This is a genomic window from Chryseobacterium sp. IT-36CA2, from assembly GCF_949767875.1.
In the GTDB taxonomy this organism is placed as follows: Bacteria; Bacteroidota; Bacteroidia; order Flavobacteriales; family Weeksellaceae; genus Chryseobacterium.
This window is the reverse complement of the sequence record NZ_CATKPG010000020.1, coordinates 850383-862979: the sequence shown is the minus strand read 5'-3', so window position 1 is coordinate 862979 and position 12597 is coordinate 850383. Positions and strand designations below refer to the sequence as shown.

Here is a 12597-nt window from a genome sequence, read left to right as displayed (position 1 = left end):
TAATAGAAACGGGCTTTAGCCCGTTTTTTTGTGCGTAGTATGATTGGCTTTAGCCGAAATTTAAAATTAAGTTTTGGCTAAAGCCTTTTGTATTTATCTTTTTATATCGGGCTAAAGCCCGATGCTATTGATGAGCTCGCTGGATTTTAATACTAATTCTTTAATATTTGGTGTACTTTTGTTTCTATAATATGTGCTAATGAAGTATGTGATTTATTTAGATATATTCGCCAAAAATTTCTGACATCTTTGTTTTCCAATTAGAAGGTAAATTATCCCAATTATTATCCCATTCCAATGTTTGCTTATACGCTTTGTATGGCTTTTCGGAATTAGCTTCATAACCTAATTCTTCTTCAACACTATTTTCCATTACAACAATTCTTCCATTTCCACCTAAAGCATCTGTAATTGGTTGATTGTATTTTGCAGCATTTGGTTCACCTAAATCTAAATCATGAACTACTATTGGTTTTATTCCCATTGAAGTTAAATATTTTATTAGGCCAATTATAGCAGCTTTTCCACGAGCTTTAACAATCTCAAAGTCAGATAAAATTTTAAAATATTTAGCTTTATCCAAAAGTTTTAAAGTTTCGCGTATTAAGATATCTTCTGTATCTCCTTCTACAATTATTACATTCTTTGTAAAAAATATTCTTGATACATAGTTGTCAATTTTCATTATCATTTTTACATAGGTTTTATCAACGCTTTGGAGTTCTTTAAATTTTTCGGTAACACTAAAGGTATTACATTCTACATGATTACCGCAATTATAAAGTCTATTTAATATTTGTTTTGGTTTACGAGATAAATCAATAATATATGGTGAATGTGTTGAAGCAATTATTTGGGATGTATTAGAACTTAATTCATAAATTGCTTCTCTCATTTGATTTGCTGCGCTTGGATGTAAATATGTTTCAGGTTCTTCAAAACAGACTATTAATGAACGAGCATGATCATCTTCTTTTTTTGATAGCCATAATTGTCTGTATCTCAACATTCCAAAAACAGCAGCTCTAATCATACCAGTACCTTGATTATCAATAGACGTCTTTATATTACTTGACATTTCAACAGTAAATGCTGGTTTAAGACTAGAAGGATCACTTAAACTTGTAGATGCATATAATTTAGAATCTGGAAAAACAGTTGATAAAACTGTGTTTAGCTCATTCATCATTTTTCCGAACTCAGATTCATCATCTTGTGGGTCCAATTCCTTTGCGAGGTTATTTAGGTGAACTTGGGCATTTTTAAAATGTTCAGAATTTTCTCTAACAGTTTGAAATAGTTCTCCAAGGGTTGTACTAAGAACTCCGTTACCAGACCCTTGAATTTCATGTAATCCAACATCAACAGGAATTAATAAGAACCTCGGTAACATCTTAAGTACATTTCCAGGAATTCCACCAGGATTTTGAAACCAAGTTTCCTCTTCAGAAATCTCCCAAATCTCATCAATTAAGTCTAATTTTTCTAATACAGCTTTACCTTTTCCTATATTAGATTGCAACTCAGGAAAATACTCTTCAATAGTTTCTTGAGACAGACCATTGTCAATGTAATCTTGAGGCTTTTTACAATCAGAGTAAATATCTTTTATGTTTCTAACTTTAGATTTAAATTCAATAATTACATCTTTACCTAATTCATATGTTTTTCTATAAATTACGGATAATCCAGTTTCTTCAGAATCATCAGGTATATCATAACTAAAAATTCTACCTTTAAAACCTCTCCATGTTTTAGCTTCAGCAGGAAGATTTCTAAATTCAGCTTCAAGAGTAATTGTATTAGTGTCAACTTTTACTTCATGCGTTTCATCATCTATTATTGAATGAAAGTCAACTGTTGACAACTGCTTTTTTGCAGAAAGCAAAATATCTATGGCTTTAATTATTGAGCTTTTCCCACAATTATTTTGTCCGATTAGAAATGTTGCATCTCCAAAAATGAGATTTACTTCTTTAAGTCTCTTATAACCTGATATTTTTAATGAATAGAGTTTCATGTATGTGTTAGTTTATTTATATTATGTTATTTTCAAATATAAAAATCTAACTTCATACATAATTACGGTTTTCCGTTTTTTATACACATTCCAACCTTTTCTCTTATCAATGCATCTTTATAAGAAAAGAACCCTATGAAAATAACCATACCAAAACCTTGTCATGAAAACTGGAACGCCATGACACCTGATGAGAAAGGAAGATTTTGTGCTGTTTGTTCCCAAACAGTGAGAGACTTCAGGAAAGATTCGGATGATGATATTATAGATTTTTTCGCAAATGCCCCACAAGAGATCTGCGGAAACTTTAATCCATCCCAGCTCAACAGAGACTTGAATTATTCTTATATGAATACACTGTTGGTAAAATTTGCTGTTGGTTTTATGCTGACAACAGGAGGAATTGTTACGGTGAATGCACAGCAAAAGTTTGCTAATGACACCTTAAAAACAAACGAAATGCAAGCCATATTCTTATCTGAATTCAATAACCGGCAACATCAGAAATTGTTTGGGGCGGTTTCAGTAATACCTGCTAATACTTTATTAGACAACAAAGAAAAGGAAAGAAAAGAAATTGTATCAAAATTATCAGGAGTAGTTGGCCAGCCTCCTAAAGAAAATAATAGTATACGTATTGGCAGGGCTCCATCAAGCGGAGTAGCATACCAGCCTATGTATGTTTTAAATGGAAAAATAAGCACTTATGAAAATATAAAAGATCTGAATCCCGATCAAATAAAAACAATGAATGTTCTGAAAGGAGCTTCTGCATCTGCAAAGTACGGTGAAAAAGCTAAAGATGGAGTAATAGTAATTACGACTAAAAGAAAAAAATATAAAATAAATTAAGGTTCTTTATTCTCCCGCAGATTTCACTGATCTCACAGATCTTTTCACATTCATTTGCTTCATTTGGCGCAATGTGGAAGAGAATATTAAAGTGTAGATTCCTTGCTTTGCTCGGAATGGCAAACGGAGTGTTGAAATTTTATCGGAGATAAAATCCTCGCGCCTTAAAAAAAGTATATTTTAAATACCATTTTGCGCCTTTGCATTTTCCAACACCAATAAAAAACTCAGCTGCACGCTGAGTTTTATTATTATTTTGAACCATTAAGAATATTGAAGTTATGAAGGTAAGTTAAGAGAAACATCAGGATGTTTTTAAAAGTTGTGCTTCATCTTATAATGAAATTATTTTTTGGAAAACGCAAAGGCGCAAGGCTTTTCTAAGCCATGCCTTATTGTAAGGCGCAAGAAAATCAAAGATTTTCAGCAAGTGGAATGTTATGAATTTTATCGGAGATAAAATCTTTGCGCCTTAAAAAAGTATATTTTAAATACCATTTTGCGCCTTTGCGTTTTCCAACATCAATAAAAAACTCAGCTGCATGCTGAGTTTTGTTATTTTGAACCATTAAGAATATTGAAGTTGTGAAGATAAGTTAAGAGAAACATCAGGATGTTTTTAAGCGTTGTGCTTCATCTTATAATGAAATTATTTTTTTGGAAACACGCAAAGGCGCAAGGCTTTTCTAAGCCATGCCTTATTTTAAGGCGCAAGAAAATCAAAGATTTTCAGCAGGTGGAATGTTGTGAATTTTATCGGAGATAAAATCTTTGCACCTTAAAAAGAGTATATTTTAAATACCATTTTGCGCCTTTGCGTTTTCCAACATCAATAAAAAACTCAGCTGCACGCTGAGTTTTATTATTATTTTGAACATTAAGAATATTGAAGTTGTGAAGGTAAGTTAAGAGAAACATCAAGATGTTCTTAAAAAGCTATGCGCTTATCTTAATAATCTTATATTTTTAAATGTTCTTAATGGTTTTAATGTGATTCACTATTTCACAGCCGCAATAGCTGCTTCATAATTTGGTTCTTGAGAAATATCAGGCACCTGTTCTTCATAGATGATCTTTCCTGAAGGATCTATCACTACAACGGCCCTGCTAAGAAGGCCTTTCATGGCAGAATCTACCAGTTCCACACCATAATTCCATCCGAAATCTGAACGGAAATCTGAAAGCATTACAACGTTTTTGATTCCTTCAGCACCACAAAATCTTTTCTGTGCAAAAGGTAAATCTTTAGAAATACAAAGTACTACTGTATTGGGTAGATTCCCCGCTTCTTCATTGAAATGATGTACAGATGCAGAGCAAACACCAGTATCTACACTAGGAAAGATATTCAGGATGACATACCTTCCTTTATATGAGTCTAGTGACTGATCATTCATATTCACATCGGTAAGGGTGAATTTGGGAGCCGGTTTATTAAGAGCCGGTAATTTGGCATAAGTATGAACTTCCTTTCCACCCATTAAAACAGTATTTGTAGCTTTAGATTTTTGAGCAAAGCCCATCGCAGAGAAGAATAGCAGTGTGCCGCAAACTAATTTTGAAAACATGAAATTTATTTTTAAGCTAAATTATTCTTTTTTTAGGAGCTAAGATTAATTTTAATTCAAATAGATCAAATCTATTGTCAGATTGTTTCTTTCAAAATATTTTACCTCTACCTTTATGTTATCAAACCTTCTTACAAAGAAGGATCTTATCACATAAAAAAATAGAAAGATTTATGAGTTCAGAAAATACGGCATCATTCCATCACATTTTTAAAGGAGAAAACGAAATTCCGGAAGAGTATAAAGTTCCGGTTATTCATCAGAGAACTTATCTTCTGAATGGAGAATTGGTAGAGTGGAAGGGAGACGTTACCGAAATTTATTCTCCGGTGTGCATCCCTACAGAAAACGGATTGGAAAGAAAGCTTTTGGGAAGCATCCCTAATATTGGCCCCAACGAAGCAATGGAAGTTCTTGAAGCCTGCGTAAAAGCTTATGATACCGGGCTGGGCGAATGGCCTACCATGTCTGTAGAAGGACGTATTAAGTGCATGCAGAAATTCGTGTACCTGATGATCCAGCAAAGAGATCTGATCATTAAACTGCTGATGTGGGAAATTGGAAAAACACTGGCAGATTCTACCAAAGAATTCGACCGTACTGTAGATTATATCAACCAAACCATTGATGCCCTGAAAGATCTGGATCGGGAATCTTCCCGTTTCCAACAGGCTGAGGGAACAATTGCCCAAATCAGGAGAGCACCGCTTGGAGTTGTCCTGAGTATGGGACCTTTTAATTATCCCCTGAATGAAATCTTTACCACGTTGATCCCTGCTTTGATCATGGGAAATACCATCCTGTTTAAGCTTCCAAAGCATGGCGTATTAGCTCATTATCCTTTATTAAATGCCTTTAAAGAAGCCTTCCCGAAAGGAACAGTAAATACATTATATGGGAAAGGATCAGAGATTATCACCCCGATTATGGAAAGCGGAAAAGTGAATGTACTGGCTTTCATCGGATCAAGTAAAGTAGCGAATGGATTGAAAAAACTCCATCCAAAAGTAAATCGTCTAAGAGCTATTCTGAGTCTTGATGCTAAAAATGCAGCTATTGTTACTAAAAATGCCAATCTGGATGTAGCGGTAAGCGAATGTATTTTAGGAGCACTTTCTTTCAACGGACAACGATGTACAGCACTGAAGTTGATATTTGTTCAGAAAGAAGTGGCTTTAGAGTTTACAGAAAAACTAAGTGCTGCCGTTTCTGCTTTGAAGGCTGGTCTGCCATGGGAAAAAGATGTAAAAGTAACCCCACTTCCGGAGGTGAACAAACCTGCATATCTAAAAGAATGTATTGAAGATGCTTTACAGAAAGGGGCTGCAGTTTTGAATAAAGACGGAGGTTATACGGATGAATCTTTTGTTTTCCCGGCGGTAGTGTATCCTGTAAACAGCGATATGAAACTGTATCATGAAGAGCAGTTTGGGCCGGTGATTCCTGTTGTTCCGTTTGAAGACATAGAGGAGCCAATAGAGTATCAGGTGAATGCTTCACATGGGATGCAGGTAAGTATTTTCAGTGAAGATGCACAGGAAGTAGCCCAACTTATTGATCCGTTTGTGAATCTTGTAAGCCGCGTGAATATCAATTGCCAGGCACAGCGTGGCCCCGATGTTTTTCCTTTTACAGGAAGAAAAGACAGTGCAGAAGGAACACTTTCTGTCTTTGATGCGCTCCGTTCATTCTCTATCCGGTCTCTGGTAGCTGCAAAACTGACAGAATCCAACAAAGAATTACTCAATACCATTGTCAGAGAACATGATTCCAATTTTTTAAGCACTGATTATATTTTCTGATTCTGACTGGTCTCGTATTTAACATAAATAAAAATCCTCAATAAACTGCTTTGTTTTTTGAGGATTTTTTTAACTTAATAGCGGAAATTAGAATTTTGTGTTATAATAAGATGATATTTTATTAATATTATCTAAGGATCAGTGTGTAAATCATGTCTTCACCGCAAAAAGAATTTTTAGAGAAAATTGAAAAGCACAAAGGTGTTGTTTTCAAGATCTCTAAAATGTATATGGAAAATAAGGACGATCAGAATGACCTCTATCAGGAGATCATTTACCAGGCCTGGAAATCATACGGTGATTTTCAAAAGAGAAGCGATTTCTCCACATGGCTGTACAGAACTGCGCTGAACACAGCAATTGTTTTCCTGAGAAGTGAAAAAAAACGTAGTTTTATACAGAATCAGAATGTAGATGTGCTAAGCGCCAGGCAGGAACCTTATAATGATACGGATGATATGAATATGAAGCGGATGTATGAAGCCATCCATCAGTTGAGCCCCATAGATAAAGCCCTTATATTTTTCTTTTTAGAGGGTTTTTCGGGTAAAGAAATAGCTGTTCAGCTCGGAATTACGGAAGTGAATACACGGGTAAAGCTGAAAAGGGCAAAAGAAAAGCTGAAAGAGATCATTACCAGACAGGAGACAGGTTCGAATTAAATAGATAAAACTATGGAGTTAGAAAACTTTAAAGAAATTTGGAATAAAGATACAGGACAGGAATCCCCTGAAATTTCTCTGGAAAAACAGAAGGAAATACATTCACCTTTGCAGATGCTGAAAGTGAATATGAAGACAGAGTTCTGGCTGATGATTGTGACATTACCATTGCTTTTAACCAGTTTTCCTTTTGCTTCTAAAGATTCTAATATTAAAACCATATCATTATTCGTTACGATCCTGACGGTTGCGATTATTGTCTATTTTTACTCCCGTTTTCTGAAATTGTATAAGCTTCTTCAAAAGAACAGCATCAATACCAATTATGATCTGTTTAATCTTAAAACGCAGCTTCTGATCTCGAAAGAAATTTACATCGCCTATTATATTTCTTATATTCCGCTTGGACTTCTATTGTCTTTGATCCAGATTAATTTCCATTTTGATCAGGAATATAATCTTGCCATCTTTGGAATCAGTCTTATGATCACTCTGCTGCTGATTGCTTTTATAATCAGATATTGGATCTACTATATGTATGGAAGATATATTGATGATGTAGTGCGCCTTGTGGATGAGCTTAACGGCATTGAAGTGAGCCCAAGACCGAAAAAAAGAAAAACATGGTTTGAGCGCTCACAAAAGTTTTTCATGAATACTATGGGACTTAAAGGAAATATCCTGAATACCGTTATCTGGTTTGTATCCATGTATATTTTCATCATTGTATTTTTGACACTCGTCCTTCTGATCATTATAGTAGTAGGGGCAAAACTGAATTTTATCGATATAGGATTACTACAAAGGGCCTTAAGTGAAATGAATTAGTATCTTAATTAAAAACATGATAAGAACTATTAAGTTTTTTATTATGAGTTGTAACATTTTTGATATTATTCTACTAACTGTGAGAAAATATCAAAAAATATGAAAAAAACTACTACTATTAGGGCCATATCTTTGGCTTTAGCTATTTCGATTTTATTATCTCCTGTGGCAAAAGCCCAAAAAAGGGATAATATCGAAATTTCAGTTAAAAATTTACCTGTAATTTCAGTTTCATCGGAAATGGGAATTTTTAATGCAGATTTTAGCAAGTTGAATGTCTCACCAGATTTTTTGGTTGGGCATCTTGGGGAATGGTTAGGTACAAATGGAGACCATTCCTATAAACTCATTAAAGAGAGTAAAGATGAGCTTGGAATCAGACATTCCTTTTATGAACATTACTATAAAAATATTAAAGTAATGGATGACATGGTTCTTATCCATGATAAAGGGGGAAAAATTACCTATGTAAATGGAGAAATTATTACTGACATTGATTTGTTAACAGTTGAAAAACAACCGGATATACAAAAAATCAAATCGGTAATCATCGCTGACCTCCATCCAGAAGGTAAAATAAAGGTTTCCGATATTGAAAACGTTATTACGAAAGTAAGTGAAGGAAGAAAAGCAGTTGTATATTATACATCCAAAGTAGAAGCTCTTTCTTTTAAACCCTTAAAAGCATTTACTTATTATATTAATAATGCTACAGGTCTTGTTGTAAAGAAAAACTCAAGAGTTCACGATACAGATACACCCTCTTTAAGTGCAACGTATTATAAAGGAAATCAATCTATAACTGTTGATTCCTATAATGGGGAATTCCGTTTGAAAGATAATGTCAGAAATATTCATACAATGAATGGAACTAATCTGGATGTAGATACAATCAATGGAGGAATTATTAATGTTGAAGAATATATAAATCCTATTGCAAACTATACAGCAGATGATACAAAACCTGCAGTAGAAGTACATTGGGGAATGAAAAATGCATATGATTATTATATTACAAGGCATAACAGAAATAGTTATGATGGAAACGGTGCTAAAATAGATAATTATTATAATATTGATTTTGGTGGTTTTACAGGAGGGGCAAATGCCGCTGCTTTGGATACCCCTTTATATGGAGGAATAGTTTGTATGCTTTATGGTAATGGGAAAATTTTTGGAGGTTTACTTACATTAATGAATCCTGTCGTAGGATTAGATGTTGCTGGTCATGAATATTCTCACTTAATCATCGGAAGAAATGGATTGGGAGGATTAAACTATGTAGCAGAATCTGGCGCTATCAACGAATCCATTGCAGACATGCTAGGAACAGCTATTGAATTTTATTCAGGAGCTTCTCCTAACTGGACAATAGGTGAGGGAATTCCTACCCCCAATTTTCTGAATCCTTCTCCAAGTCCTTACATGAGAAATATGTCTGATCCGAATAATGTAAATCCCAATCCTCAGCCCGATACTTATATGGGGACAAACTGGGTGAATACAGCAGATATAAGTGAGGCGAATGATCATGGAGGAGTTCATACAAACAGTGGGGTTGGAAATTATTGGTTCTATCTTCTTTCACAAGGAGGTTCCGGAACGAATGATATAGGAAATGCATACAATGTTTCTGGTATCACAATTGAAAAAGCTGAAAAGATTATCTATAGAGCTTTGATGAATTATATGACTCCCAATACTACATATTTAGATGCTTATAATGCAACAAAGCAGGCTATAACAGATTTGTATGGAGCAGGCAGTAATGAACAGCAGCAGAATGTAAATGCATGGTATGCTGTAGGAATAGGTACAGGTACATTATCAACATTAGAAACTGCAGGTTCAGATAATGAGCAATTGAAAATCTATCCTAACCCCATAAAAAATGGAGTATTTACAATCGAAAATAATAAAAATGATGCCACTATTGAAATCTTTGATGCTTCCGGAAGATTAATTAAATCTTTACAGAAACTAAATAAAGGGGTAAATAAAATTTATATCACTGAAGCTAAAAAAGGTATTTATATTTTGAAAATTACTTCAAATGGGGTGATGGTTGCTTCCAAGAAAATGATTGTTGAGTAAAATCAAAAATATAATACAACATAAATTAATACTATTATGAGAAAATAGTAACAATTAAAAAACACATAATGAGGCCTGGCAGTATATTTCTGTCGGGTTTTTTTATTTCTTTTGTAAAAATACTGTAACAATTTTTTTAAACGAAAACTAACTCTATAGAGTAACAGCCCATGACCTCATTAGAACAAGAGTTTATAAGCCAAATTGAGCAGCATAAAGGAATCCTATTTAAGATTTCTAAAATGTATATGACCGAAAAGGATGATCGTGATGATCTTTTTCAGGAGATCACGTATCAGCTCTGGAAAGCATTTCCCGGTTTCAGAGGGGAAAGCGAATTTTCGACATGGCTATACAGAATAGCGTTGAATACGGCCATTATTTTCCTGAAATCTGAGAAAAGAAGAAGCTTTATTGCCAATGAAGATTTCTCTAACCAAATCATTGTTCAGGAAGACTACGATTACCGTAAAGAAGAGCGTCTCACTGAAATGTATAAGGCCATTCACATGCTCAATCCCATTGATAAAGCCTTTATTTTCTATTATCTTGAAGATTTTTCAGGAAAAGAAATTGCAGAACAGATGGGAATTTCAGAAGTGAATGCCAGAGTAAAAATGAACCGGGCAAAAAATAAACTTAAAGATATCTTAAGCCAAATAAAAATCAACAACCTTTAAAAATCAGTAATCCGATGAATATAGATGAATTCAAAAATACCTGGAATGAAGATATTGTGGAGGAAACTCCTGAAATAAGCCTTGAACAAAGAAATAAACTGAATCTTCCCCTTGAAAAAATACGAAAAAATATGCGTGTGGAATTCTGGTGGATGATAGCAATCTTTGTTTTCGCCTTTCTGGTGTGCTCTGTTTGCAGACCGTTCAAACTTCAGTTGTATATAACGGTTTTGATTGCTTCCATGCTTATTGTTACCGTTTTCTTTTTCAGTAAGTTCTTTAAATTGTATAATGACATCAGTAATCCTGCTCCTAAAACCTATGATTCCCTGAAAGATCTGGTCATGCAGCTGAATCTTAATAAACAATATTATCTTTCATACTATATCAGTTTTGCACCGTTTCTGGTATGCGAGATTCTTATTGTCCTCGAATTTATCCCATGGCCGAAACCTTTGAGTGAGCTTAAAATTGCAGTCGTTTTAATTGGTACAGTGACCATAGGGTTATTTTTGCTTTATGTAGTTGGAAAGTTCTGGTATCAACGTTATTATGGAAGATATATACAACATATTGAAGATCTTTTGAGAGAATTAAAAAGATGAAAAAGAGTTCGGCGGGCTGAAAGCCCGCCGAACCTATATTCATTAATGTCCTTTATTTTCCTTTTCTTTGGCGATTTCGTTTTTTATCCAGTCCAGCTGTGGATCTTTTTTATCAATAATATCCTGCAGGCTTTCGGTAACAGTCACATCAGGAACAACGCCTTTCCGTGAATCCGAAAAATTGATATTGGGCTGTACCAGAAGTAATCCGATAGGAAATCTGATTTCAGAATTAGGAAGTTTCTGGTACGAATAGAAACCTGCAACTGTTCCGTCGTTGGCTCCACCAGTCTCTTCACCCACAAGAGTTGCTCTTTTATCATTCTTAAGCTTAGCCGTAATAATAGAAGATGCAGAGAAACTTCCACCGTTGATCAGTACAAAAACTTTTCCATGAAAGGCTGCTTTATTAGGTTTTGTTGGTTTGTCAGCTTTCATTTTATAGAAAACTTTTCCATCTTTTTTATAGGTACTGAAAGTCTGTGCGAAAAAGTAACTCGGGTAGGCAATACTTTTAAGAGCATATTCTAAAGGATTACTTTTTCTGAAATAATTTGTGCGTAGAGGAACATTCCTTGACGTCAACTGGGAAGGTTTAATCAGAGTAAATGGTGCTTCGGACAAATAGGAATACAGGTTGTTGATCTCATAAAGAGAGCCACCATAGTTGTTTCGTACATCTATGATGAGGTAAAGAGACTTTGCGTCATTGATCTTGGCAAATGTCTTCTTATAAAATTCATCCGAATATTCCCTTGAGAAACTTTTTACTTTAATATAAGCAATGGTACTGTCTTTATCCAGAAACTTAAAACTTCTGTTGTAAGAGTTGCTTGCAGCTACATAATCGTTCAGCTTTTTTTCCTCAGTCTTCTTCTTCATTTCCTTATCCTTTTCCAGATCAGAATCAGACTTGATTTCTCTGGTTAAAGTGTAGGTCTTTTTTTCACCCTGATAAAGAGTTTCAAGAGTAGCTTTGCTGCCAAAACCATTTTCTGCAGTATAAAAGCTGAAGAACAGATCCTTCAGGAAATAAGGATGAAAAGTAGTGTTGTCACCATCACTGCTGATCAGGCTTCTGTATTTTTTTATATAATCTGAAACTGGAACATTGTTAATGGATAAAATTTCAGTTCCGGGCTTTATATGTTGAATAGAATCTCTGTTTTGAACAATATACATCTGATCGCCTGAAATATAATATTCAAAACGGCTGAACATTCCTTTTTGATGTTCCAGTCTTTTAATTTCCCTTTTTGTAAATTTTTTTCTGGGAATCCTCAATGAAAGATGGCCTTCACGGATTCCTGCAATGACCGGCTGAAGTTTAAAATAAAATTGAAGAGGAGTGAGTGGCTCGGTGATTGTTTGTTTAAGACTGTCAAATTTACGTTCCAATTCCTTCTTGGGAATATACCAGTATAATTGAGGGTGCATTTGCTGTAATTTTGAATACGCAAAGTCTACATCCTCTTTAAGTTGCTCC

10 protein-coding genes are annotated in these 12597 nt (G+C 34.4%); 7 read left to right on the top strand and 3 right to left on the bottom strand.

The genetic code is table 11. The annotated features are described in order from the left end of the window. Window positions 1-217: 217 nt before the first annotated feature. Window positions 218-2020 (bottom strand): ATP-dependent nuclease, encoded by a 1803-nt coding sequence (locus ACM6F9_RS11320; RefSeq protein ID WP_414845828.1) that lies wholly within the window; start codon window positions 2018-2020, stop codon window positions 218-220. 135 nt (window positions 2021-2155) lie between these two features. Between ACM6F9_RS11320 and ACM6F9_RS11315 the strand changes: the two genes are divergently transcribed. Continuing rightward, window positions 2156-2872, top strand: a complete 717-nt coding sequence (locus ACM6F9_RS11315) for a TonB-dependent receptor plug domain-containing protein (protein WP_414845827.1) — start codon at window positions 2156-2158, stop codon at window positions 2870-2872. Window positions 2873-3870: 998 nt separating this feature from the next. Here ACM6F9_RS11315 and tpx read toward each other — a convergent pair. Next, complete coding sequence (gene tpx / locus ACM6F9_RS11310; protein WP_414845826.1) at window positions 3871-4440, bottom strand: thiol peroxidase; 570 nt, start codon at window positions 4438-4440, stop codon at window positions 3871-3873. A 173-nt stretch (window positions 4441-4613) separates the two neighbouring features. Here tpx and ACM6F9_RS11305 point away from each other — a divergent pair, with 173 nt between their 5' ends. The 6 genes from ACM6F9_RS11305 (at window position 4614) to ACM6F9_RS11280 (ending at window position 11111) form a co-directional block, all read left to right on the top strand. Further along, window positions 4614-6242 (top strand): NADP-dependent glyceraldehyde-3-phosphate dehydrogenase, encoded by a 1629-nt coding sequence (locus ACM6F9_RS11305; protein WP_414845825.1) that lies wholly within the window; start codon window positions 4614-4616, stop codon window positions 6240-6242. A gap of 152 nt (window positions 6243-6394) precedes the next feature. Further along, window positions 6395-6904, top strand: coding sequence for an RNA polymerase sigma factor (locus ACM6F9_RS11300; protein ID WP_414845824.1), 510 nt, complete (start codon window positions 6395-6397; stop codon window positions 6902-6904). A gap of 12 nt (window positions 6905-6916) precedes the next feature. After that, complete coding sequence (locus tag ACM6F9_RS11295) at window positions 6917-7732, top strand: hypothetical protein (RefSeq protein WP_414845823.1); 816 nt, start codon at window positions 6917-6919, stop codon at window positions 7730-7732. A 99-nt stretch (window positions 7733-7831) separates the two neighbouring features. Continuing rightward, window positions 7832-9826, top strand: coding sequence for a M4 family metallopeptidase (locus ACM6F9_RS11290; RefSeq protein ID WP_414845822.1), 1995 nt, complete (start codon window positions 7832-7834; stop codon window positions 9824-9826). A 170-nt stretch (window positions 9827-9996) separates the two neighbouring features. Further along, window positions 9997-10506 (top strand): RNA polymerase sigma factor, encoded by a 510-nt coding sequence (locus tag ACM6F9_RS11285; protein WP_414845821.1) that lies wholly within the window; start codon window positions 9997-9999, stop codon window positions 10504-10506. Between the two features lie 14 nt (window positions 10507-10520). Next, window positions 10521-11111 carry a hypothetical protein gene (locus ACM6F9_RS11280; protein ID WP_414845820.1) on the top strand — a complete coding sequence of 197 codons (591 nt, stop codon included), beginning with the start codon at window positions 10521-10523 and terminating at the stop codon, window positions 11109-11111. A 42-nt stretch (window positions 11112-11153) separates the two neighbouring features. Here the strand turns inward: ACM6F9_RS11280 and ACM6F9_RS11275 are convergent, their stop codons facing one another. Then, window positions 11154-12548, bottom strand: coding sequence for a S41 family peptidase (locus tag ACM6F9_RS11275; protein WP_414845818.1), 1395 nt, complete (start codon window positions 12546-12548; stop codon window positions 11154-11156). Window positions 12549-12597: the final 49 nt, after the last annotated feature.